This window comes from Psychrobacter sp. TPE 89C, assembly GCF_055522395.1.
This window is the reverse complement of record NZ_JBVFXW010000008.1, coordinates 22,629-46,237: the sequence shown is the minus strand read 5'-3', so window position 1 is coordinate 46,237 and position 23,609 is coordinate 22,629. Positions and strand designations below refer to the sequence as shown.

The 23,609-nt window shown below is 41.6% G+C and carries 33 protein-coding genes; 29 read left to right on the top strand and 4 right to left on the bottom strand.

What is annotated here, in order from left to right:
• The first annotated feature begins 2 nt into the window (after positions 1-2).
• From rplP to rplQ, 20 genes are all read left to right on the top strand, one after another.
• The gene (gene rplP, locus ACZW67_RS04350; RefSeq protein WP_110923945.1) at positions 3-416 is read left to right on the top strand and encodes a 50S ribosomal protein L16; all 414 of its coding nucleotides are present in this window, start codon (positions 3-5) and stop codon (positions 414-416) included.
• Positions 416-613: a 50S ribosomal protein L29 gene (gene rpmC / locus ACZW67_RS04345; protein WP_110923946.1), complete on the top strand. Its 198-nt coding sequence runs from the start codon at positions 416-418 to the stop codon at positions 611-613. Before rplP ends, rpmC begins: the two co-directional genes overlap by 1 nt.
• On the top strand, positions 610-885 hold the full coding sequence (rpsQ, locus tag ACZW67_RS04340; RefSeq protein WP_021813375.1) for a 30S ribosomal protein S17: 276 nt from the start codon (positions 610-612) through the stop codon (positions 883-885). Before rpmC ends, rpsQ begins: the two co-directional genes overlap by 4 nt.
• A gap of 182 nt (positions 886-1,067) precedes the next feature.
• Positions 1,068-1,436, top strand: coding sequence for a 50S ribosomal protein L14 (gene rplN / locus ACZW67_RS04335; protein WP_010196702.1), 369 nt, complete (start codon positions 1,068-1,070; stop codon positions 1,434-1,436).
• 8 nt (positions 1,437-1,444) lie between these two features.
• Complete coding sequence (gene rplX / locus ACZW67_RS04330) at positions 1,445-1,762, top strand: 50S ribosomal protein L24 (protein WP_110923947.1); 318 nt, start codon at positions 1,445-1,447, stop codon at positions 1,760-1,762.
• Between the two features lie 21 nt (positions 1,763-1,783).
• Positions 1,784-2,320: a 50S ribosomal protein L5 gene (gene rplE / locus ACZW67_RS04325; protein ID WP_110923948.1), complete on the top strand. Its 537-nt coding sequence runs from the start codon at positions 1,784-1,786 to the stop codon at positions 2,318-2,320.
• A gap of 12 nt (positions 2,321-2,332) precedes the next feature.
• A complete protein-coding gene (gene rpsN, locus ACZW67_RS04320; RefSeq protein WP_021813378.1) occupies positions 2,333-2,638 on the top strand; it encodes a 30S ribosomal protein S14 in 306 nt (101 codons plus the stop codon).
• A gap of 11 nt (positions 2,639-2,649) precedes the next feature.
• Positions 2,650-3,048, top strand: a complete 399-nt coding sequence (gene rpsH, locus ACZW67_RS04315; protein WP_110923949.1) for a 30S ribosomal protein S8 — start codon at positions 2,650-2,652, stop codon at positions 3,046-3,048.
• Positions 3,049-3,222: 174 nt separating this feature from the next.
• Positions 3,223-3,756, top strand: coding sequence for a 50S ribosomal protein L6 (rplF, locus tag ACZW67_RS04310; protein WP_201548773.1), 534 nt, complete (start codon positions 3,223-3,225; stop codon positions 3,754-3,756).
• An 11-nt stretch (positions 3,757-3,767) separates the two neighbouring features.
• Positions 3,768-4,118: a 50S ribosomal protein L18 gene (gene rplR / locus ACZW67_RS04305; RefSeq protein ID WP_465182279.1), complete on the top strand. Its 351-nt coding sequence runs from the start codon at positions 3,768-3,770 to the stop codon at positions 4,116-4,118.
• Between the two features lie 2 nt (positions 4,119-4,120).
• Positions 4,121-4,636: a 30S ribosomal protein S5 gene (gene rpsE / locus ACZW67_RS04300; RefSeq protein WP_010196711.1), complete on the top strand. Its 516-nt coding sequence runs from the start codon at positions 4,121-4,123 to the stop codon at positions 4,634-4,636.
• A gap of 20 nt (positions 4,637-4,656) precedes the next feature.
• Complete coding sequence (gene rpmD, locus ACZW67_RS04295) at positions 4,657-4,836, top strand: 50S ribosomal protein L30 (RefSeq protein WP_010196714.1); 180 nt, start codon at positions 4,657-4,659, stop codon at positions 4,834-4,836.
• Positions 4,836-5,276 (top strand): 50S ribosomal protein L15, encoded by a 441-nt coding sequence (gene rplO / locus ACZW67_RS04290; protein WP_110923952.1) that lies wholly within the window; start codon positions 4,836-4,838, stop codon positions 5,274-5,276. The genes rpmD and rplO overlap by 1 nt, the downstream gene beginning before the upstream one ends.
• 19 nt (positions 5,277-5,295) lie before the next feature.
• Positions 5,296-6,627: a preprotein translocase subunit SecY gene (gene secY, locus ACZW67_RS04285; protein ID WP_465182312.1), complete on the top strand. Its 1,332-nt coding sequence runs from the start codon at positions 5,296-5,298 to the stop codon at positions 6,625-6,627.
• A gap of 31 nt (positions 6,628-6,658) precedes the next feature.
• The gene (rpmJ, locus tag ACZW67_RS04280) at positions 6,659-6,775 is read left to right on the top strand and encodes a 50S ribosomal protein L36 (RefSeq protein WP_010196721.1); all 117 of its coding nucleotides are present in this window, start codon (positions 6,659-6,661) and stop codon (positions 6,773-6,775) included.
• 253 nt (positions 6,776-7,028) lie between these two features.
• On the top strand, positions 7,029-7,385 hold the full coding sequence (gene rpsM / locus ACZW67_RS04275; RefSeq protein WP_010196723.1) for a 30S ribosomal protein S13: 357 nt from the start codon (positions 7,029-7,031) through the stop codon (positions 7,383-7,385).
• Between the two features lie 20 nt (positions 7,386-7,405).
• Complete coding sequence (rpsK, locus tag ACZW67_RS04270) at positions 7,406-7,795, top strand: 30S ribosomal protein S11 (protein ID WP_058368279.1); 390 nt, start codon at positions 7,406-7,408, stop codon at positions 7,793-7,795.
• Between the two features lie 48 nt (positions 7,796-7,843).
• Positions 7,844-8,485, top strand: coding sequence for a 30S ribosomal protein S4 (rpsD, locus tag ACZW67_RS04265; protein ID WP_110923954.1), 642 nt, complete (start codon positions 7,844-7,846; stop codon positions 8,483-8,485).
• Positions 8,486-8,566: 81 nt separating this feature from the next.
• A complete protein-coding gene (locus ACZW67_RS04260; RefSeq protein ID WP_011279808.1) occupies positions 8,567-9,574 on the top strand; it encodes a DNA-directed RNA polymerase subunit alpha in 1,008 nt (335 codons plus the stop codon).
• 19 nt (positions 9,575-9,593) lie between these two features.
• On the top strand, positions 9,594-9,953 hold the full coding sequence (gene rplQ, locus ACZW67_RS04255) for a 50S ribosomal protein L17 (protein WP_010196736.1): 360 nt from the start codon (positions 9,594-9,596) through the stop codon (positions 9,951-9,953).
• A gap of 92 nt (positions 9,954-10,045) precedes the next feature.
• Here rplQ and ACZW67_RS04250 read toward each other — a convergent pair whose 3' ends face one another.
• Together ACZW67_RS04250 and ACZW67_RS04245 are read right to left on the bottom strand one after the other, a co-directional pair.
• Positions 10,046-10,666, bottom strand: a complete 621-nt coding sequence (locus ACZW67_RS04250; RefSeq protein ID WP_197102320.1) for an L-threonylcarbamoyladenylate synthase — start codon at positions 10,664-10,666, stop codon at positions 10,046-10,048.
• A 269-nt stretch (positions 10,667-10,935) separates the two neighbouring features.
• Entirely contained in the window at positions 10,936-11,661 is a 726-nt protein-coding gene (locus tag ACZW67_RS04245; RefSeq protein ID WP_465182278.1) for an elongation factor P hydroxylase, read from the bottom strand.
• 185 nt (positions 11,662-11,846) lie between these two features.
• On the opposite strand from ACZW67_RS04245, the gene ACZW67_RS04240 reads away from it, so the two are divergent.
• From ACZW67_RS04240 to lysM, 6 genes are all read left to right on the top strand, one after another.
• On the top strand, positions 11,847-12,440 hold the full coding sequence (locus tag ACZW67_RS04240; RefSeq protein ID WP_465182277.1) for a YceD family protein: 594 nt from the start codon (positions 11,847-11,849) through the stop codon (positions 12,438-12,440).
• Between the two features lie 336 nt (positions 12,441-12,776).
• Positions 12,777-12,959: a 50S ribosomal protein L32 gene (rpmF, locus tag ACZW67_RS04235; protein ID WP_068408434.1), complete on the top strand. Its 183-nt coding sequence runs from the start codon at positions 12,777-12,779 to the stop codon at positions 12,957-12,959.
• 415 nt (positions 12,960-13,374) lie between these two features.
• Positions 13,375-14,343, top strand: a complete 969-nt coding sequence (gene fabD / locus ACZW67_RS04230) for an ACP S-malonyltransferase (protein ID WP_465182276.1) — start codon at positions 13,375-13,377, stop codon at positions 14,341-14,343.
• Positions 14,334-15,068, top strand: coding sequence for a 3-oxoacyl-ACP reductase FabG (fabG, locus tag ACZW67_RS04225; protein WP_245905717.1), 735 nt, complete (start codon positions 14,334-14,336; stop codon positions 15,066-15,068). Before fabD ends, fabG begins: the two co-directional genes overlap by 10 nt.
• Before the next feature lie 269 nt (positions 15,069-15,337).
• Positions 15,338-15,574, top strand: a complete 237-nt coding sequence (acpP, locus tag ACZW67_RS04220) for an acyl carrier protein (protein WP_010196746.1) — start codon at positions 15,338-15,340, stop codon at positions 15,572-15,574.
• Between the two features lie 417 nt (positions 15,575-15,991).
• On the top strand, positions 15,992-16,501 hold the full coding sequence (lysM, locus tag ACZW67_RS04215) for a peptidoglycan-binding protein LysM (RefSeq protein WP_465182275.1): 510 nt from the start codon (positions 15,992-15,994) through the stop codon (positions 16,499-16,501).
• An 87-nt stretch (positions 16,502-16,588) separates the two neighbouring features.
• Here lysM and queG read toward each other — a convergent pair whose 3' ends face one another.
• Entirely contained in the window at positions 16,589-17,809 is a 1,221-nt protein-coding gene (gene queG, locus ACZW67_RS04210) for a tRNA epoxyqueuosine(34) reductase QueG (RefSeq protein ID WP_465182274.1), read from the bottom strand.
• Between the two features lie 207 nt (positions 17,810-18,016).
• On the opposite strand from queG, the gene ACZW67_RS04205 reads away from it, so the two are divergent.
• Entirely contained in the window at positions 18,017-19,837 is a 1,821-nt protein-coding gene (locus ACZW67_RS04205; RefSeq protein ID WP_465182273.1) for an NAD(P)H-hydrate dehydratase, read from the top strand.
• Between the two features lie 8 nt (positions 19,838-19,845).
• On the opposite strand, the gene ACZW67_RS04200 is transcribed toward ACZW67_RS04205, so the two are convergent.
• The gene (locus tag ACZW67_RS04200) at positions 19,846-20,346 is read right to left on the bottom strand and encodes a DUF4124 domain-containing protein (RefSeq protein WP_465182272.1); all 501 of its coding nucleotides are present in this window, start codon (positions 20,344-20,346) and stop codon (positions 19,846-19,848) included.
• 989 nt (positions 20,347-21,335) lie between these two features.
• Here ACZW67_RS04200 and ACZW67_RS04195 point away from each other — a divergent pair.
• On the top strand, positions 21,336-23,048 hold the full coding sequence (locus ACZW67_RS04195) for an acetolactate synthase 3 large subunit (RefSeq protein ID WP_465182311.1): 1,713 nt from the start codon (positions 21,336-21,338) through the stop codon (positions 23,046-23,048).
• Positions 23,048-23,545: an acetolactate synthase small subunit gene (gene ilvN / locus ACZW67_RS04190; RefSeq protein ID WP_110923965.1), complete on the top strand. Its 498-nt coding sequence runs from the start codon at positions 23,048-23,050 to the stop codon at positions 23,543-23,545. Before ACZW67_RS04195 ends, ilvN begins: the two co-directional genes overlap by 1 nt.
• The last annotated feature ends 64 nt before the right edge of the window (positions 23,546-23,609 follow it).

Genomic DNA, 23,609 nt, shown 5'->3' with positions numbered 1-23,609 from the left:
CTATGTTACAGCCAAAACGTACCAAGTTTCGTAAAATGCACAAAGGTCGTAACACTGGGCTAGCTCATCGTGGAAGCACCGTTGCATTCGGACAAATTGGTCTAAAATCTTTGACTCGTGGTCGTATGACTGCCCGTCAAATTGAAGCAGCACGTCGTACCATCACTCGTAAAATTAAGCGTGGTGGTAAGATTTGGATTCGTGTATTCCCTGACAAACCGATTACCAATAAGCCATTAGAAGTACGTATGGGTAAAGGTAAAGGTCCAGTCGAATATTGGGTATGCGAAATCAAACCTGGTAAAGTGTTATATGAAATCGAAGGGGTCTCAGAAGAGCTTGCTCGCGAAGCATTTATACTTGCTGCAGCAAAATTGCCCTTTAAAACTACCATTGTTAAGCGGACGATAATGTAATGAAGATCAGTGAATTACGTGATAAATCATTAGAAGAACTGACCCAGTTACTTGATGAAAAGCAACTTGATGCTTTCCGTATTCGTATGGCTAAAGCAACTGGTCAGTTGGGTAATACCCATGAAGTACGTGGCAATCGTCGTACGATTGCACAGCTTCAGACTTTGATTAACGAGAAACAACGAGGCGACTCATGAGCGATAACAATCAAACAGCTACCAATGCTAGCGTATTGACAGGACGAGTTGTCAGCGACAAGATGGACAAGTCCATCACAGTTTTGATTGAGCGTCTGGTTCGTCATCCTCTATATGGCAAACAGCTTCGTCGTTCTACGAAAATCAAAGCACACGATGAGAACAACGTTTGCCAACAAGGCGACCTTGTCCGTATCAAAGAAACGCGTCCAATCTCAAAAACCAAGTCTTGGACTTTGGTTGATGTGGTTGAAAAAGTAGAAAAAATCTAAGTAAATTGCATTAAAAGCCAGAAGCTGTTAAAATATCCGCCTTTTTAAGGATGCTGATTGCGCCGAGCGTATATCACTCACATTAAGAGTAAGTCGCGGTTATTTATATTACAATGCCGTCTACTCATACTGTGCTAGCGGCAGCAACTGGTTTTTATTGCTCATACGTGTGGAGTAACGCTATGATTCAGGTTGAGTCAATGCTGGAAGTTGCAGACAATAGCGGTGCAAGACGAGTTCAGTGCATTAAAGTACTGGGTGGTTCTCATCGTCGTTATGCATCAGTTGGCGACATTATTAAAGTAACGGTTAAAGAAGCCATTCCGCGTGGTCGTGTTAAAAAAGGCGACGTGATGAATGCTGTAGTTGTACGTACCAAAAAAGGCGTTCGTCGTCCTGATGGTTCTGTGTTACGTTTTGACGACAATGCTGCGGTATTGTTGAACCAAAACAAAGCACCGATTGCAACTCGTATTTTTGGACCGGTAACTCGTGAACTACGTGGTGATCAGTTTATGAAAATTGTATCACTAGCACCAGAAGTATTGTGAGGTAATCCATGTCAAAATTACGTAAAGGCGATACAGTTATCGTGATTGCTGGTAAAGATAAAGGCAAGCAAGGTACTGTACAAGCTGTAAAAAATGATCGTATTAAAGTAGAAGGCATTAACATTGTCACTAAACATCAGAAGCCAAATCAGGCAGCTGGCGTTGAAGGCGGCATTCTTAAGCAAGAAGCTTTCCTACATATTTCAAATGTCGCAATATTAAATGCGCAAACCCAAAAAGCTGATCGTATTACTTATCAGTTCAGCGAAGACGGCCAGAAACAACGCGTCTATCGTTCGAACGGTGAAGTAGTGGCGACTGCGTAAGACACTAAGGGTGTAATGGTAATGGCAAGATTAAAATCTTTATATAACGATAAATTAAAGCAGCAAATCCAAGAAGAGCTTGGTTTGGCGAATGTGATGCAAGTGCCTAAAATCACTAAAATCACACTTAACATGGGTGTAGGCGGTGCGTCTCAAGACAAGAAATTGCTTGAAGGTGCTGTAGCTGATATGACTGCAATTGCCGGTCAAAAACCTGTTGTCACCAAAGCGCGTAAATCAGTTGCTGGCTTTAAGATTCGTGAAGAATGGCCAATTGGCTGTAAAGTAACGCTACGCGGTGAGCAAATGTACGAATTTTTAGATCGTCTCGTTGCCATTGCAATTCCTCGTATTCGTGATTTCCGCGGTTTTTCACCTAAAGCCTTTGACGGACGTGGTAACTACTCATTGGGTATCAAAGAACAAATTGTATTCCCAGAAGTAGATTTTGACAAGATTGATCGTATCCGCGGTATGGATGTGACAATCACCACGTCAGCTCAATCTGATGAAGAAGGTCGTGCGTTGCTTAAAGCATTCGGCTTCCCATTTAAATAAGGTAAAGACGTTATGGCAAAGAAGAGCATGATTAACCGCGAATTGAAGCGCGAAAAAATGGTTGCTAAATACGCTGATAAGCGTATCAAGCTAAAAGAAACTATCAGTGATATGACTGCAAGTGACGAAACTCGTATGGAAGCGATGTTAGAGCTACAAGCTCTTCCACGTAACTCATCACCAGTACGTCTGCGCAATCGTTGTGCTATCACCGGTCGTCCTCACGGTTACTTCCGCAAGTTTGGCTTATCACGCAATATGCTGCGTGAGCGTGTCATGCAAGGCGATGTGCCTGGTGTTCGTAAAGCAAGCTGGTAAGGGGTAACTATATGAGTATGCAAGATACCGTTGGGGATATGCTAACCCGTATTCGTAACGCACAAATGGCTAACAAAGTATCGGTAGCAATGCCGAGCTCTAAATTACGTAAATCAATTGCTGATTTGCTAGTTAGCGAAGGTTATGTGGCTAGTGCCGTTGTTACTGAAGAAGCAAACAACAAAGCAAGCCTTACTATTGAACTAAAATACTTCGAAGGCCGTGCTGTCATCGAAACTATTCAACGTTTTAGCCGTCCTGGTTTACGCCAGTTCCGCGGTAAAGACGCTATCCCTACTGTTAAGCAAGGTATGGGTGTTGCTATCGTATCAACTAGCCAAGGTATCATGAGCGATCGTGCTGCACGCGCTGCTGGTATCGGTGGTGAAATCGTCGCATTTGTAGCGTAAGTTACACGACGATAAAGTCTATTTGACGCTGTTGGGCTTCTATCAATGTGGTAATGATGAATTATTTAACATTGGTAGGTGTCTAACGCGGTCAACTATGCTAAACTAACACGCTTTTTAGCCTGTTAGTTTTTTCGCTAATATAAAGAAGTTAATTTTTTAAGGAATATTCCTATGTCTCGTGTGGCTAAAGCCCCAGTGACGCTGCCAAATGGCGTAAGCGTTACTTTGAACGATCGGCAGGTCGAAGTTAAAGGCAAGAACGGCAATTTGTCTTTACGCCTGCATGCATTGGTCGAGCTGAAACAGGAAGATGATGCTATCATTTTCTCACCTACAGTCGATTCAAAAGAAGCTATGATGCACACTGGCACCATGCGCGCTCTGCTTAACAACTATGTTACGGGCGTGAATGAAGGCTTTGTAAAACGTCTTCAATTAATTGGTGTTGGTTACCGCGCACAAGTTACTGGCAACAAAGTAACTTTGAACGTTGGTTACTCTCATCCAGTAGAGTATACGTTACCTGAAGGTGTGTCAGCTGAAACCCCAACGCAAACTGAAATTGTTTTGAAATCAAACAATAAGCAGCAGCTTGGTCAAGCAGCGGCTAACATCCGTGGTTTCCGCCCACCTGAGCCTTATAAAGGTAAAGGTATTCGTTATAGTGACGAGCATGTGATTCGCAAAGAAGCCAAGAAAAAATAAGGTGAGTTGAAATGTTTGATAAAAAAGCAGCTCGTCTGCGTCGAGCTAAGAAAACCCGCGCGCATATCCGTTTTTTAGGCGTTCATCGCTTAACGGTTAACCGCACGCCAAAACATATGTATGCCCAGATTATCTCTCCGAACGGTGGTGAAGTGATTGCTCAGGCATCTACCTTAGACGTCAGCTTGCGCTCAGGCGCTACTGGTAATGCTGATGCAGCAACGTCTGTAGGCCAATTGATCGCAGAACGCGCAAAAGCAGCTGGTATCACTAAAGTTGCCTTTGACCGTAGTGGTTTCAAATATCATGGTCGAGTTAAAGCTTTAGCAGAAGCAGCTCGCGAGAACGGATTGGAGTTTTAATCATGGCTAGAAATGATAAAAATGATAAAAATGAACAGACTGACGGTCTAGTAGAACGCTTAGTTACCGTTGATCGTGTTGCAAAAGTTGTTAAAGGTGGTCGTATTTTCTCTTTCACTGCACTAACTGTAGTGGGTGATGGTAACGGTCGTGTTGGTTTTGGTCGCGGTAAAGCACGTGAAGTGCCAGCTGCTATCCAAAAAGCACTAGAAGCTGCCAAACGTAATATGATTACTGTTGAGCTAAATGATGCAACTTTGTATCATCCGATCAAAGCACGTCATGGTGCTAGTAAAGTTTATATGCAGCCTGCATCTGAAGGTACTGGCGTAATCGCTGGTGGCGCAATGCGTGCTGTGTTAGAAGTTGCTGGTGTCAAAGATGTTTTGACTAAATGTTATGGTTCTACCAATACTGCTAACGTTGTTCGCGCAACGTTTAACGGTTTACGTGATATGTCAACTCCAGAGAAGATGGCAGCTAAACGTGGTAAATCTGTAGACGAAATCTTGGGTTAACTTAGACTAGGTGAGTTACGATGAAAAAAATGAAAGTCACTCAATTTAAATCGGGTGCCCATCGCCTAAAGAGCCACAAAGCGAGCTTGAAAGGATTGGGTTTACGCCGTATTAACCATACTGTTGAAGTAGAAGATACTCCTTCAACTCGTGGTATGGTAAATCGCGTTAACTACATGGTAAAAGTGGAGGAAGCGTAATGGGTCTTAGATTAAATGAATTATCACCAGGTGTTGGTGCAAAGAAAACTGCACAACGTCGTGGTCGTGGTATCGGTTCAGGTCTTGGTAAGACTGGTGGTCGTGGTGTAAAAGGTCAGAAATCTCGTTCAGGTTCTAGCGTACGCTCAGGATTTGAAGGTGGTCAAATGCCTTTATATCGTCGTCTACCTAAATTTGGTTTTACCAGTAAAATGGCAATGAAGACAGCTGAAGTACGTCTGTCTGAACTAAACCAAATTGAAGGCGATGTTGTTAGCATTGAAACACTTAAAGCTGCTAACCTTATCCGTCATGATATGAAGCGTGCCCGTGTTATGTTATCAGGCGAAGTCACTAAAGCTTATACTTTTAAAGGTATCAAAGTGACTAAAGGCGCTAAGCTAGCAATCGAAGCTGCTGGTGGTAGCATCGAGGAGTAATAACGTGTCAAAACAATCAATGTCATCGACTGGTATACCGCTCAATCCATTTGCATTTATACGCAAGTATGACGAATTATGGACGCGTTTATTATTCTTAATCGGCGCATTGATTGTTTATCGTTTAGGGTCACATATTCCAGTACCGGGTATCAATCCGGTTAACTTGGCTGATCTGTTTTCGCGCAACGAAAACACCATTCTGAGCATGTTTAATATGTTCTCAGGTGGTGCACTAGAGCGTATGTCTATTATGGCACTTGGTATTATGCCATATATCTCAGCATCGATTATTGTACAGATGATGTCTGCGGTATTGCCATCGCTTGAAGCCCTCAAAAAAGAAGGTGAAGCGGGACGACGCAAGCTAAACAAGTATACCCGTCAGGGAACGCTTGCCTTAGCCCTAGTACAGTCATTAGGGATGTGTGCTGGCTTAATCAGTCAAAACCTTACCTTATCTTCTGGTCTTGCTTTCTATATTCCAGCTGTTACTTCTTTAGTAGCAGGCGCTATGTTCCTAATGTGGCTTGGTGAGCAGATTACAGAGCGTGGTGTAGGTAACGGTATCTCAATGCTCATTTTTGCAAGCATTGTGGCTGGTACGCCAGGTATGATTTCGCAATCTATCGAACAGGTCAATCAAGGTCAGATGAACTTGATTGTACTATTTATTTTTGTGTTACTAGGTATCGCGGTTACTGCTGGCATTGTTTATATTGAACGTGCTCAACGCCGTGTTCCTGTAAACTACGCACAAAAGCAGCAACAGGGTCGTAAAATTTATGCTCAGCAGCAGTCTCATCTGCCGTTGAAGCTAAACATGGCAGGGGTTATTCCCGCTATCTTTGCGAGTTCTCTATTGTTGTTTCCAGCAAGTTTAGGGCAGTGGGTTGGTCAATCAACCGATCCTACCTTTACACAAAAAATATTACAGAATATGGCGTTAGTATTGTCTCCAGGACAGCCGCTATATTTAGTATTGTTTGGTGCAATGATTATTTTCTTCTGCTATTTTTATACGGCGCTAGTATTTAGCCCACGTGAAGTAGCTGAAAACCTTAAACGTAGTGGTGCGTATATCCCAGGTATTCGCCCAGGACAACAAACTCAGCGTTACCTCGATCATGTATTAAACCGATTGACCTTTATTGGCGCGATGTATATGACGGTTATTTGTTTAATGCCAATGGTCGTCCAGTCATCGTTTGGTGTGCCGTTTCAACTCGGTGGTACGTCTTTACTGATTATGGTGGTTGTGGTAATGGACTTCATCTCGCAGATTCAAGCGCATTTGATGACCCATCAATATCATGATCAGACGTTAATTCAATCGCCCACTCAATCTTAAATGAGCGGTACGATATTTCAAGGAGCATGCTATGAAAGTTCAAGCATCAGTTAAAAAGATTTGTGGTAGCTGTAAAGTTGTGCGCCGTAAAGGCCGTGTACATATTATTTGTACAGCAGAACCTCGCCACAAGCAACGTCAGGGTTAATACTTAGTATCACAAAGCCTCAGGTTTTTGTTACTATTTAAATTAATACTTGAAAAATAACGGCGGATGCGATATCATCCGCCACTTGCCGTAGTTTATGCAAAAACTTTTATAATACTATCGAAGAATAAGTCTGTTATCAGACCAAAGCAGAGATTGAGATTACAAAGGCTTTAGTATTGACAGCAACAAATCTGAAAAGTAATGCCTTATCGTTAGATAACGCTTATTTTTCTTTAATGGAGAGAAATCAATGGCTCGTATTGCCGGCGTAAACATTCCGGATAATAAGCATGCTGTTATTTCACTAACTTACATCTTTGGTGTAGGTCGTACCACTGCTCAGAAAATCTTAGAAGCAGTTGGCATTGCCCCTACTACTAAAGTCAGTCAGTTAGATGATACACAGTTAGATGCTATCCGTGCACAAATTGCAAATTACATGACTGAAGGTGACCTTCGTCGTGAAGTTTCAATGAATATTAAGCGTTTAGTTGATCTTGGTTGTTACCGTGGCATCCGCCATCGTCGTAACCTACCAGTTAGAGGTCAGAATACCAAGAACAACGCTCGTACTCGTAAGGGTCCGACACGCCCTCTCAAAAGATAATTAACTTAGGAAGCTAAAAGATGGCAAAAGACACTCGCAGTCGCAAAAAGGTGACTCGCCGTTCAGTATCGGAGGGCGTAGCCCATATCCATGCGTCTTTTAATAACACCATTGTTACGATTACCGATCGTCAGGGTAATGCATTGGCTTGGGCCACTTCAGGTGGACAAGGCTTCCGTGGTTCACGTAAATCTACACCATTTGCAGCTCAGGTTGCAGCTGAAGTCGCTGGTAAAGCGGCCCAAGAATATGGTGTTAAGAATATCGACGTTTTGGTCAAAGGACCAGGACCGGGTCGTGAGTCTGCGGTAAGAGCACTAGGTGCATTGGGTTATAAAGTCAACAGCATCTCTGATGTAACCCCAATCCCACACAATGGTTGCCGTGCGCCGAAAAAGCGCCGCGTCTAATATTAAAGACGAAGCTTTTTATATTGAAAGCTTATAGGAGACATAACAATGGCCCGCTATATTGGACCAAAACTCAAATTATCACGTCGTGAAGGTACGGATTTAGGCCTTAAATCTGGCGTTAAACCATACGACGTAAAAACGAAAAAAGCTGGTCGTCCACCAGGTCAACATGGCGTAAGCCGTAACAAGACCTCTGAATATGCTCTACAGCTGCGTGAAAAGCAGAAAGTTAAGCGTATTTATGGTGTGCTAGAGCGTCAATTCGCTAATTACTATAAAGAATCTGCTCGTAAGCGCGGTGCTACAGGTGAAAACCTACTAGCCATGCTTGAGAGCCGTCTAGATAACGTTGTATATCGCATGGGCTTTGGCTCAACTCGCGCAGAAGCACGTCAGCTAGTCAGTCATCGTACTGTTATGGTAAAAAAAGCTGGCCGTGATGAGTTTGTTCGTGTGAACATTCCATCAATTCAGCTTCAAGATGGTGATGTCATCGCTATCCAAGAGAAGTCTCGCGAACAACTACGTATTAAAAACGCTATTGAACTAGCGACACAACGTGGTATTCCAGAATGGCTAGATGTTGATCACAGCAAACTACAAGGCACGTTTAAACATGCGCCTGATCGTATTGATCTACCTGCTGAAATCAACGAAAGCTTGATCGTTGAGCTATACTCTAAGTAAATGACGTACTGCTCGATGTCATGAAAATGGCATTGAGCAATTAACGTTAATTAAACCAGTTTAATAAATCGAGGTGACATCATGATGCTAAATGCAACTGAGTTTCTAACGCCGAATGCCATTAACGTGGATACGGTTAACGAAACGATTGCGAAAGTCACGCTCGAACCGTTAGAACGCGGCTTTGGGCATACCCTAGGTAATGCCTTACGTCGTATCTTGTTATCTTCATTACCTGGTGCTGCAGTCATTGAAGCTGAGATTGATGGTGTTGACCATGAATACTCTACGCTTGAAGGGCTACAAGAAGATGTACTTGACTTGCTTTTGAACTTAAAAGGCTTGGCAATTACGCTTCATGACCAAAATGAAGTATTTTTGACCTTGGATAAACAAGGTCCAGGCACTATTACTGCTGCAGATATCACGTTACCGCACAATGTTGACATCATCAATCCAGAATTGGTATTGGGTACATTGAGTGATCGTGGTCATCTTAAGATGCGTTTGCGCGTAGTAATGGGTCGTGGATATGAGCCAGCAAACCAGCGCCGTGAAGATGGTGATACTAAAGCAATTGGACGCTTAAAGCTTGATGCAAGTTTTAGTCCTGTGCTTCGTGTTGCTTATCAGGTTGAGAACGCTCGTGTAGAGCAGCGTACTGATCTTGATCGTCTTATCATTGAGCTTGAAACTAATGGCACTATAGATCCAGAAGAAGCAATTCGTAAAGCAGCCACTATTTTACAACAACAGATTTCTATCTTTGTTGACCTAGAAGCTGAAGAAGCGCCTGAGCCTGTGAAAGAGAAAGAAGAGGTTGATCCGGTGCTATTACGCCCTGTGGACGATCTTGAACTAACGGTTCGCTCAGCCAACTGCTTGAAAGCTGAAAACATTTACTATATCGGTGATTTGGTACAACGTTCAGAGACTGAACTTCTAAAAACCCCAAATCTTGGTAAGAAATCATTAACTGAAATCAAAGACGTTTTAGCGTCTAAAGATTTAGAGCTCGGTATGCGCCTAGATAACTGGCCACCAGCTGATTTACGTGTTGATGATCGCTTTTCTTATCGTAGCCGTTAAACTTTAAGGATTTTTGACTATGCGCCATCGTAAGAGTGGAGTCAAGCTGGGTCGTACCGGCAGTCATCGTAAGGCAATGTTTCAGAACATGACTAACTCATTATTTGAGCATGAACTGATCAAAACAACTTTACCAAAAGCTAAAGAACTACGTCGCGTTGCCGAGCCATTAATCACTATGGCTAAAGAAGACAGCGTTGCTAACCGTCGTTTAGCATTCAGCCGTATGCGTAGCAAAGCTATGGTAGGCAAATTATTTGGCACGTTAGGTCCTCGTTACCAGACTCGTCCAGGTGGTTATTTGCGTATCGTAAAATGCGGTCATCGTGATGGTGACAATGCGCCAATGGCATATGTAGAATTAGTTGATCGTGACTAGTTTTATACTGAATATATGATTCATAAAAAAGCTCCAATTAATTGGAGCTTTTTTTTATGTCTTGAATTTGGTTAATCACATTATTCATTTTATTAGAGCAGTAGTGAATCAACATCAGCAGCACCTTGCCTGACAATCTCAGGTTGGCTGCTAGTCATATCTACAATGGTGGTTAGCTTGGTTGTTTTTATACCTGCATTGATTAGACCATCAATTTGATTGCCTAAGATATCTTCAATCTCGAATGGATCGTCAAGTATGTCATCACGGTTAGGTAAGATTAGTGAGCTGGTCAATATTGGTTCATCCATAGCTTCTAAAAGTGCTTGAGCAATAGCGTTACTTGGTACTCGGATACCGATTGTTTTTTTCTTAGCGTGAGACAGCTTCTTGGGTACATCTTTTGTGGCATTTAGGATGAATGTAATAGGTGCTGGGGTATGTGCTTTTAGCTGTTTAAACTGCACATTATCTACTGTAGCGTAATTAGCAATCTCACTTAAGTCACGACATAATAAGGTAAATTGGTGTTTATCATCAAGCTCACGAATTTGTTTGAGTTTTTCTAACGCATCTTTGGCACCCAGACGACAACCAAAGGCATAGCTGGTATCGGTAGGGTAGATGATCAGTTGGTCTTTACGTAACAGGTCAGCCACTTGCTCAATCAATCGAGGCTGTGGATTGTCTGGGTGAATATAGAATACTTGCATAATGCTTCCTTATCTTATAATTATGAGGTTTTTCTTCATTTAAATAAGTGTTTCGGTGGCTGTGTTAAGTTTGTTTACTACAGAGGATAATTCATAAAGTATATTTTAAACGTTAATAAAGTTTATTGGTTTAAAATATCGATTTAATCATTAGTATAGCGCATAGCACATGTAACTTTAGTGGCAAGGCGTTATTGTTCGTATAAGATCCTTAACCATTCACGTTATAAAAATCATACCATTGAAAGTTATATTGCCATTGGTTTAGTCTAATTGGGTGTGGAAATCTCAAGTAAAGTAAGTAATAATTTTTTAGCATCACGTGGTAGTGTCTGAGGCTCAGTAATATACTGTTCTGCTTGTCGATAAACATCATGTTCGAAGGTGCTATCACTCGTATCAAACGCTGCAAATAAATTGTCCTGCGATACTTGGAAAGGTCGCCCGCAAGCTAAAGTAAATAGACATTCCAATGCTTGCGGCTTAATTTCGACGCGCTCAAAAGACTGCTGCTGAGCTGCTGATCGTCCATCTGGTGCATACCAGTAGCCAAAGTCAGACAACCTTCTACGAGCTTCTCCGGCCACACACCAATGGCTCAGCTCATGCAATGCACTGGCAAAAAAACCATGAGCAAACTCAATTCTTGCAGGTTCATTGTTTTGGGCAGGAAAGTATTCAGGTTCACCTTCACTACGAACCAATATGACCTTTTGATCAGCAAATAAAGTATTGAATAATTGAATGAGCCAGTCGGTAGCTACTCGCTCATTATTATCAGCTAATTGTTGGTCGTTATCGTCAGTTTCGGTAGTAGCTAGGCCTTGCCATTCATTTCTCAGGCGCTCTAACGCTCTATTCTTCTCAAGATATGATGAATTGGCAGAGGCGGAATTCATATTACTGACCAACTCAGTTAGGCGTTTCAGTAGAATTTTTGCTTTGGATGACGAGAGTAAGTTGGCAAAATCAATTTTATTGTTAAACGAATTCATAAGTGAAATACTGGTCAGATAAGTGGTAAAAATGAAAACTATCACCTTAGTATAAAGGCGAAGAACAGGTCATGTTAAATCGTGCCAATATCAAAAATATTAACATACTAGCGCTAGCGTCATTCAATGCTTTCCGTTAGTATGGCAGGCAATATTATACACCGTTTTGATGAATGAGGCCGCGCATGTCAAGCACTCCAGAAAGTAAACCGTCAGCAATGCATACTGATAACAAAAAAGTGCCGTTACCTACTAGCATGCCCGATTCTATTTCTTTAGATAAGTGGGCAGATACTGGTTATGAATGGTCAGGAGAAGTAGAGCCAAATACTTTCAAACGTCTGGCGCTTATTTTAGCTACCGAACACGAGCAAGAAAAAATACAGCTCAGTGCTAGCTTGTATCGCCGTAACAATGTCTTACATTTGGCATTTACATTGACTGGTCAGGTTTGGCTAACTTGTCAGCGCTGTCTGCAGCCAGTGACTATCGATTTGTCTGATGATTTTAATATTGCTTTGCTTGAAAAAGAGAGCCAAGTACGCTTAGTGAATGAAGAGCAAGATTATTTATTACTTGATGAAATCATTACAGAGCAATCACCAGAGAAGCTATTGCCATTCAAGAAATTGGTTGAAGACGAGATACTGCTTAAGACGCCAATGTCACCAAAGCATGATGACTGTGAGATGACGGTAGAGCAATTTGGTGAGATTCCAGAAGAAGAAGAAACAGAAAATCCTTTTGCCGCTTTAGCCTCGCTAAAAGGCAAGTTGTAGTTTCATTAAAAGCAATTCACATATAAATGTACTACTTAATGAATTTGTGATACCTTTCATCAGCTTTCTACAGAAGAGTGAGATGCAGGGCTTTATTAATCCATTAAACATGCGTATAATGTCCGGTTTATTGCATTCTAGCAACAAGTTGCTTGCTGATAGAAGCTGACTATGCAAATTTACTATAGATTTTAGACATAGTTAGCATTTTATGTGAGTGGCAATCTATTTAACTAATGATGCGTAAGACTTAGGTTGTTGTGATTATATGGCCTCTGTCAGTATCGATTAAAGCTGAATTTCAAGCTTATCCCTTTTAAGTATAGGAGCTATATCATGGCTGTTCAAAAAAGTCGTAAAAGCCGTTCTCGTCGTGACATGCGCCGTTCACACCATCGTATGGAAGTGGCTGAGCTGAGCATTGATGCTACTACTGGTGAAAAACATCGTCGTCATCACATGACTAAAGATGGTTTTTACCGTGGTCGTCAGTTGTTCAAGGTAAGTCAAGACGCCTAAGTTGTTTGTTAGCTAATGCAAAAGTAGTCATAGTACTGGTGACTATTATTGCTTTTGCATAGCTGTATCAAGCAATGAGTTTTGAGCTAAAGAAAGCCAAGTTATTTCGCTATCATATATTATGTGGCTAGATAACTTGGCTTTTTGCTATGGTTTTTTAAAATAAATATTTTATTTTTAGCCTTTAGCAAATATGAAAGTGAACTGATACAATCTATTATTACAATTTTAGTGATATTCTCTGCTACACCAGTTTAGGTGGCACTCACTATGATAATAGAGCCTGTCAGTGTATAGTTCACTAACAGCTAATTTTTCGAAAAATAACGAACGCAACGGCTCTGTGTCGTACCTAATAATACAACAACTCCCATTATTTTTAGGGATGTTTCCAATTGAATAAGGAATATTGGTTATGGCCTCTGTACCCGATATGGCAAAAAAGCAGCCTTCGCGGATCGCGGTAATTTTCCCTGGTCAAGGATCACAAGTCGTTGGTATGACGAGTGAGCTTGCTGAAACTTATCCAGAGATTCGTGATACTTTCGCTGAAGCAAGTGACGCACTTGGTGAAGACTTATGGGCAATCTGTCAGGATGAAGAAAAACTCAATCAAACCCACTATACTCAGCCAGCATTACTGACGGCTAGCATAGCTATCTGGCGAATCTTGAAACAGAAAGTAGTCACAGAGCCTTGTTATTTAGCAGGGCACTCTCTAGGTGAGTATAGCGCGCTCTGTGCAGCTGATGTGATATCGCTTGCTGATGCAGTAAGACTGGTTCATAAACGTGGTCAGTTAATGCAAGATGCTGTTGTAGGTATTGATACAGCGATGGCAGCAGTATTAGGTCTTGAAGACAATCGGGTCGAAAATTTATGTGAGCAAGCGACTGAGCATGTTGATGGCGCGATTGTTGGTGCAGCCAACTTTAATAGCCCAGGGCAAGTCGTTATATCAGGTAATGCCGATGGCGTTAATGCTGTTATTGATAAAGTAAAAAATACCGGTAAGAAATCTGTTCCGCTAAAGGTTAGTGTACCATCGCATTGCGCACTAATGGAGCCAGCGAGTAGTGCTTTGGCTGAAATTTTGGCAGACATCAAATTTGAGCAAGCCACGATTCCTGTTATTCAAAATCGTCATGCACGTGTCGAAACCAGTGCGTTGGGTATCAAGCAAGCATTGACTGAACAGTTAAGCCAACCTGTATTATGGTCAAAAACCATGCAAGAGCTGGCTGACAAGCAAATTAATATTTTAATCGAGTGTGGCAGTGGTAATGTATTGAGTAATTTGGCGAAGCGTCAAGCCCAGCCAATTACCAGCTATCCTACTGACAAACCTGCCCGCCTTGAGAAATTAATGGAGTTATTATCATGAGCCGTACGATTACATTAGTAACAGGCGCGAGCCGTGGCATTGGCAAAGCTGTTGCCAAACGTTTTGCTAAAGAAGGTCATTTTGTCATTGGTACAGCGACGACTGAAAAAGGCGCTGAGCTTATTGATGACTATCTTCATGACAGTGGTGGTATTGGCCGAGTCTTAGATGTACGTGATACGGCGCAAATTGATAAATTATTTGAAGAAATTGAAAGTGTCTATGGTGCGGTACAGGTACTGGTCAATAATGCTGGTATCACGCAAGATGGCTTGCTAATGCGCATGAAAGATGACGATTGGGGCAATGTCATAGACACTAACCTGACGTCAGTATATCGCATGAGCAAACGTGCTGTACGCGGTATGATGAAAGCACGCCGTGGCCGCATCATTAATATCACTTCTGTAGTCGCGCAAATGGGTAATGCAGGTCAATCTAACTACGCTGCAACCAAAGCAGGTGTGGAAGGGTTTAGCCGTACCTTAGCGCGTGAAATTGGCTCACGCCAAGTGACTATCAACTGTGTTGCTCCGGGTTTGATTGAAACAGATATGACGGATGAGCTTGATGAGCGTTTGCTAAACTCGATGTTAGATGCTGTTCCTATTAGCCGTTTAGGTCAGCCAGAAGACATTGCAGCAGCAGTGCATTTCTTGGCCAGCGATGAGGCCAGCTATATCACAGGTGCTGTGATTCCCGTCAATGGCGGCATGTATATGTAAGTGACGCACAAGTGTTACATAGTGATAATAAAAAACTGTGTGAACGAGTGTAAACTATAATAAAGGGTGCTATAATGACGGACACTTTTAGGCCAAAGCACTGTATGATAGCAGAGCTTTACCAGACATTAGTCAAAACGTATAATCCGTTATAAAGCATTCAGATAGAGATACTAATCTGAAAGTCTCACTTATATACAATGCTATAGAATCTAATAATAGAACTATAGTAGTTTGTCAAAATAATAGATCAAAAAGGAGAAATCTACATGAGTAATGATACCGAGCTAAGAGTTAAAGCTGCAGTAGCTGAGCAATTGGGCATGAACGTTGAAGAAATCAGCAACGATGCTTCATTTATGGAAGACTTAGGTGCAGATTCATTGGATCTAGTTGAATTGGTTATGTCATTCGAAAGCGATTTTGGCATCACTATTCCTGATGAAGATTCAGCAGAGCTAACGACTGTTCAAAAAGCAATTGATTACGTACAAGCACAGCTGTAATTCTATATTAGCTTAGCAAGTTTTGTATTGCCGTTTATCTTAGTTGATAGGCGGTTTTTTTATGTCTATTATTTCTTACTATCAAATATAGACTTTCAAAAGCAGTTAGTTAAAAACAGTATAGACATAAAGGAAGTGCTTGAAAGTACAAAAGAGGATAGATCGAGTAATGTGATCATTGTATTCAATTCATAAGATAAGCTATACCTTAATCTGACTTTTGGTTATTTAATTTACAATAAAGTTAACATAAACTACACCGAAACAACATGATTAAACATACCATTACTATCTACTTTATATGTGTTTGTCTACTATAATAATAGTGTATGATAATAAAGATGGTAACGATTAAATGTTTTACCATTGACAGCATAGTAATGAATAATAAAAAATAATACTTCAAGGAGTAAATATATGGGTATGTTCAGTTTCGCAAAAGACATCGGTGATAAAATTTTCAATCGTGATGAAGCCAAGCACGATGCTAAATCAGAAACCAAAGCAGATGCTAATACGCCAGTACAGAGTAGTGAGCCTTCAGCGCAGTCAGTCGCTAATATCTTGCTTCGTCGTGTTCAGCAACAAAATCTAAATATCAGCGATCTAAAGGTCAAATACAATGGCTCAACGGATACTGCTGAGATCAGTGGTAAAGCCAAAACCCAAGCAGATCGTGAAAAAGCAATCATCGCTATTGGTAACGTACAGAACGTTGCAAAAGTTATTGATAATATTGATATTGAAGAAGATGCTCCTGAGTCAACCATGTATACGGTTAAGTCTGGCGATAACTTATCTAAAATTGCCAAAGATGTTTATGGTTCAGCCAATGATTACATGAAGATTTTTGAAGCGAATAAGCCAATGCTTTCTGATCCTGATAAAATTTACCCAGGTCAAGTGTTACGTATTCCTAAGCCATAATATTGGTAATGAATAGCACAAAAATATGCGCTAACAAAAATGCCTCTTATAAATAAGAGGCATTTTTTTGTTTAGATAAATATAAGCCTAAGACTCAATTGCCTTCAACTTATCTTGCTGCTCAGCTATCGCCCAAAGGATATGTTCATCCAGCATCTCGTTGTGTAGACCTAGTTTTGATTGTAATTGAGTAATAGTATCTGTACAGACATTGGCATTTCCAAGGCCGATAGCGATATTGCGTAAAAAGCTAACATAACCTGTGCGTCTGAGTGGGCTGCCTTCGGTCTTTTTCATAAAGTCAGCTTCTTGCCACTGCCATAGCTCAAGTAGGCTACTACTATCAAGGTTATGCCGTGGCGCAAAGTCTGCTACAGGTGTGATATTAGCGTAGCGATTCCAAGGACAGATAAGCTGGCAGTCATCACAACCAAAGACGCGATTACCAATCGCTCGGCGGTACTTAGTATCAATGATACCTTTATGCTCGATAGTGAGGTAGGAGATGCAGGCTGAAGCGTTGAGCTCATAGGGTGCAACAATCGCTTGGGTAGGACAAATATCAATACAGGCGCTACAGCTGCCACAATGCTCTTTGATAGGTTGGTCATCTGGCAACTCAAGGCTAATAAATAGCTCGCCCAACACAAAAAATGAGCCTGCTTGTTTATTAATAAGTAGCGTGTGCTTACCTGTCCAGCCAAGGCCAGCAGCATCAGCGATAGGGCGCTCAAAGATAGGGGCAGAGTCGCTAAATGGCCTAAAGATAAAATCTCGCTCTGACCCAATATTGAGATGTTGCCATTCAGGAAGCATTGTTTCTATTTTTAATGCCAATTGCTTTAAACGACTACGCATTGTCTTATGATAATCACGTCCTCTGGCATAACGTGCAATGATACCTTGGTTGGGGAGGTCATTGTCAGTGACAGCACGAGGTTTCGGTGCTTGAGTCAGGTAATCCATGCGAACGCTGATGATGGTCCTTGCACCATCGACCAACTGCTCAGGATTGGCCCGTAGCTCATGATTGCTGTGCATGAACTGTAGCTGTCCCTCGTAACCTTTCTCTAACCATTGCTGCAGTTGTACAATTTGTTTAGCAAACAAAGGATGGTGCACGGATAGAAAGCCACAGTCAGCAAACCCTAGCGCCTGTGCTTGAGTCTTGATCCATTGTTTGACGTCTGCTGTGGTAGCAAATGCTATTGGCTGATTAACGACAATCTTGTCTTTATTTTTGTCGGTATGCATAGAAGATCGATGGTTACTGGATGTTTGCTCGTTTGGTTCGGTGATATTATTCATGTTTGGTAATTAGCGATAATGTGAATACCGTTATGATAAGCGAGTGAGCTAAGAGCGCAAGTATAAAAGACAATAAACTCGCATTCATATTGATACACAAGTCAAAGTTGGCTTTTGCTAATCTAGGATATGTCTTCATATTAATGAGGACTCATCAGGCTTCAGAATAATATAAAACAATCTAATAAAAAGAGTTGAGGGCAAGTCATGCAAGTACACGGTCATTCATTCATAAATAAAAAACATCCTATATCGCTATATAGCAGTAAACAGCTCTATGCAATGGAGCAAGCATGGTTTGATGAAGGTCATGATAGTTTTGGATTAATGCAACAAGCGGCTTGGCAAATGGCGAAGCATATCGAGCAGCTTTATGAGAAAAAGTACTTAGATCATCGTTCATTAACGTCGGTTAATTTCTCTCATCGTCACAACCACCAGTATCGAGTGAGTATATGGGTAGGAAAAGGTAATAATGGCGGTGATGGCTGGCTGATTGCCTATTATCTCAAGCAGGCTGGATGGCAGGTACAGATAGTCACAGTAGGTTTTGAGGATGGTGATTTTGATAATAGTGGCTTTGATGAAGTGATTTTTGATCAAGTTAGTTTTGATAAAGGTGATACAACAGCAATTTCTAATAGCAAAAGCTCAATAACGGATGCCCAAAAGGCTTTACAGGTAGCACGATCTGCTAATTGCAAGTATGAGCGCTTTGAAGATAGCCAAAATGATTTGAGAGCAACAGCGTTACAAACTGATGTCTATATCGATGCACTATTTGGTATAGGGTTGGATCGTGCACCTGAAGGTATTTATAAGCAGGCAATTGGGGCTTTTAATGAATTAACGGAGCAAAATAATGGGCTGGCCATTGCTGTTGATATTCCAAGTGGTGTGGTTGCTTCTACCGGTGAAGTATTCGACCGTATAGCGATACAGGCAGATGCAACTTTGTGTTTGATTGCGCGGAAATTCGGATTGCATACCAAAGACGGTGAAGATTATAGCGGGCAAGTGACTGATATACCGCTGATACCTTATCAGGTAGGCAATGTAGATTTTGAGCCAGTAGCCAAATTGATTACTACTGGACATGCTCTCAGTCCACGGCGCCAAAATAGCTACAAAGGGAGCTACGGCCACGTACTGGTTATCGGTGGTAATCGTGTTGATGGCTCACAAGGTATGGGCGGGGCAGCGATATTGTCTGCTTCAAGTTCGATGGCGGCAGGAGCAGGTAAAATCACCGTTGCCTGCCACGAAGCCTTTCATAACGCACTATTGACATCACTACCAGATGCTATGACTATCAATTTGTATGATACCCAAGGTGTGCAGCACTTAATCAAGGCAGCGAGTGTGGTAGCTATTGGTATGGGGTTGGGCCGTGACGATAAAGCACAAGCATTATTCGTAAATTATATACAAGCTGCTATGACAGCAGAAAAGCCAATAGTTATAGATGCTGACGGGCTTTATCACTTGGCATCGTTACAGCTGGAAAATGATAAATTAATCTCTCAACTGCGAGAGTATAGTACTGATAATGAGGTTTTTTTAACACCGCACAGTGGTGAAGCTGCTAAGTTGCTGAACAAAAAAATACAGGAGATAGAGTCAGATAGATTATTAGCCATCAAACTATGTGCGAAGACGTATGGTGGCAATTGGGTGCTCAAAGGTGCAGGGTCTTTGGTTTTAGAGTCTAATATAGATCAAGATCAGGTCTATGTTTGTGGGGTTGGTAATGCTGGTATGGCAACGGCTGGTATGGGCGATGTGTTGTCTGGTGTCATTGCTGGCTTGTTAGCACAACAGGATTTGGAGCCGGAGATGCGCAGTTTGCATCAAGCGGTTATCATACATGGGTTAGCAGGGGATATATTGGTTAATCAGACGAATCAATATAATAGTGGCCAGAGTGATCGTGGTAATCTCTTGATAGGACAACGAGGGCTACAAGCTCAAGATATGCCAGTAGCCATTCGTCATGTTATGCAGTTGCTGGTTGATTCCTATGACTAACGTTGAGACTAGGTAGTAGGATTGCCACAGTACTGGTCAATCGCTTGCTGTACGCGCTCACGCTTTAGCTCAATCTCGCGGCCATCTAGATACTGACGTTTGCCACTGGCATCCATTTCATAGATACGCCCGCCAACGTTTAGATTGGTCAAGTTGCTGCGTAATGACTGGCAACGCTGTGCGTTGGCTTGTGCATCTTGCTCTTTAATACGTGTCTCAAGTGCTGCCACTCTTTGTTCTTCTGCACTAGGGGCATTACTCTGATTGGCATCTGTTTTACCAGCTAAATTTCCTGCGTTATTCTGTCTGCCGTCACTACGGAACTCAATCAGTTCGATATTTTTGCCATTCTGCGGAGAATGTTGGCTATATTTTACTTCGCCGTGTGCACCAACAGACTTATAAACTTGAATAGCATGACTGGCATTCATAGACAGCGTTAGCATACACGCCGTACTCATACTCACAAGCAGTTTGGCAGCAGTATTTATCTTAGATGCATATGCCATTGTAGCAATCCTCTTAATTGGTAAAAAACAGATGTTTATATATGTGTCAATATAACATTTTAGTGTTTGAATGGTACTAAAAATGTACCAGCGTTTGATTTTAGCAAATAATTATTATGAATGTATATTATTTAATAACTAATAGTTAGGGATGGGCTTTAGAAGTTTTTCTTGACAATGGGTCGTAAACCGTCGAATATAATAGCAGTTGATTGGTCAGTGAGCGGCTTTTATGATATTGCCGTGGCACTTGAAAACGAGGACTACGGGTTACTTATCAGTAACTTATACAGTTCTTTTTTCTTTGTGATAATGATATAGCAACGGTAGTAGTCGTTATGAATGACAGCTATTAATAACTATATACATTGTCTCCGGACTTATCTGTCTACAATGACTAAGATAAACTTGTTATTTGAAATGCGCTAAGTATCATTTTAGCGATTGTATTAAACACGGCTCAAGATTTAGGGAAGAGATATCTTCAATCAGCCTATTGTAATATCTAATGATATTGCGATGTGTTACTGGCTATCAAAGTTATTTTTCTACCTATTTTAATGCCTAGGTATATATCAATCGAGTATAGATACTGGTTCGTGTTAATCATCAATAATAAGCCTCTTTTATAGATGCACTCGCATCTTGTCACTGTACATCGATAAACTCCTATCACAGAGCTGACCCTACATATATTGCTGTGTTTAAGTACTATGTTGTCTTATAAAACAGCATGACTGAAATATAGCGGGCACACATTCTTGATATGGATAAGTATTAGCACTCATTTTTACGAGCTGAATAACCATGTGTAAACGTCGTTGTTTTCTTTTATAAAGTACTGCTACTGCTTGCCAAAAAAAAAGGTGATGACAGTGACGCAAACCACGCAAAGTCCAAACATGACTGGACATACCCAAACGGGTAATGCCGCCAAAAATTTTGAAGAAAAGCAACAACGCCTTGCTGAAGGTAGTGCACAGCCTGTAATGCTGTCTGGTGCTGAGATGCTGGTGCAATCGCTAACGGATGAAGGTGTCAAATATATCTTTGGCTATCCAGGCGGTGCAGTTCTTCATATCTATGATGCCTTGTTCCAACAAGAAAATATTGAGCACATCTTGGTGCGTCATGAGCAAGCAGCAGGCCACATGGCAGATGCTTATTCGCGAGTGACTGGTAATACTGGCGTCGTGTTAGCCACATCAGGTCCTGGTGCGACCAATACTGTGACAGCTATTGCTACTGCCTTTATGGACTCTGTACCAATGGTTGTAATCGCAGGTCAGGTGCCAAGCAGCCTCATCGGTGAAGATGCTTTCCAAGAAACCGATATGATTGGTGTATCACGTCCTATCGTCAAGCACAGCTTTCAAGTACGCCATGCTAGCGAAATTCCAATGATTGTTAAAAAAGCCTTTCACATTGCACAGTCTGGACGTCCAGGCCCTGTGGTAATTGATGTGCCAAAAGACATGACGGCACCTAGCGAAAAATTCGCTTATGAGTATCCAAAAGAAGTATTTATACGCTCATATCAGCCATCTCTAAAAGGCCATAGTGGTCAAATTAAGAAGGCTGTAGAGACGCTACTAGCCGCACAGCGTCCTATTATCTACGCTGGTGGTGGTGTGATTTGGAGTAAGGCTCACGAAGAGCTGAGAGATATTGCTCATCGTCTAAACCTACCAGTGACCAACACATTGATGGGTCTTGGTACGTTCCCTGGTTCTGATAATCAGTTCTTGGGAATGCTTGGCATGCATGGTACCTACGAAGCCAACATGAGTATGCATCATGCTGATGTGATTTTGGCAGTGGGCGCGCGTTTCGATGATCGCGTGACCAACAACGTCAAAAAATTCTGCCCTAACGCGACTATTATCCATATTGATATCGATCCTGCGTCTATTTCAAAAACGATTCTTGCTCATATTCCTATCGTTGGTGATGTGAAGTCAGTATTGACCGATATGTTGGATATTATCGGTGAAGACAAACAACTTGAGCAACATGCATTGTTTGACTGGTGGTCGCAGATTAACGAATGGCGTAAGCGTCATGGTTTGCGTTATGACACCAGCACAGACAATGGCATTAAGCCACAAAGTGTCGTACAAGCCCTAGATAAAGTGACTAACAGTAACGCTATTATCACGAGTGACGTCGGTCAGCATCAGATGTTTGCAGCGCTTTACTATACCTATAATGAGCCACGTCAATGGCTGAACTCAGGTGGTCTTGGTACCATGGGTGTTGGTCTGCCGTATGCAATGGCTGCTAAACTTGCCAACCCTGAGCGTGATGTGGTTTGTATTACTGGCGAAGGCTCTATTCAGATGAATATCCAAGAGCTATCCACCTGCTTACAATATAACTTGCCAGTCAAAATCCTGAACATTAACAATGCTCAATTGGGTATGGTTAAGCAGTGGCAAGACATGCTATATGAAGGTCGTCACGCACAGTCATATATGAATTCACTGCCAGACTTCGTTAAATTGGCCGAAAGTTACGGTCACGTTGGTATCAAAATTACTGACCCTGCGACTATGGAAGCACAGATAGCAGAAGCGATGGCAATGAAAGACAAGCTGGTATTTATTGACGTTTATGTCGATCGTAATGAGCATGTATATCCAATGCAAATTGCTGGACAGACAATGCGTGATATGTGGTTAACAAAAGGGGAGCGTACCTAATGCAACAACAACATCTGATTTCGGTATTAATGGAAAACGAAGCGGGTTCGTTGTCGCGTTTAGTCGGTTTGTTCTCACAACGTGGTTATAATATCGAAACGCTAAACGTCGCGCCAACTGATGACCCAAGTATTTCACGTCTGACTGTGACAACTATTACTTCACCTGAAAGAATTGAGCAGATCACCAAGCAATTGCATAAATTGATTGAAGTGGTTAAAGTGCTTAACCTATCAGAAAACGTACACGTTGAACGCGAATTAATGCTAGTAAAAGTTCGAGCGTCTGGTAGTGTACGTGAAGAAATTAAACGCAGTGCAGATATTTTCCGCGCACAAATCGTTGACGTCAATTCTAACTTATATACGATTCAAATCGTCGGTGACAAAGCCAAGCTTGATGGCTTTATTGATGTGATTGGTCGCGAACGTATCATGGAAGTGGTACGCTCGGGCGTCATCGGTATTTCACGCGGTGAAAAGACGCTTAGCCTTTAATCGGTTGAGTGTCTAATAACAGAATATTTTAGTTAAATCATATTGATTTAAAATCAACAAAACG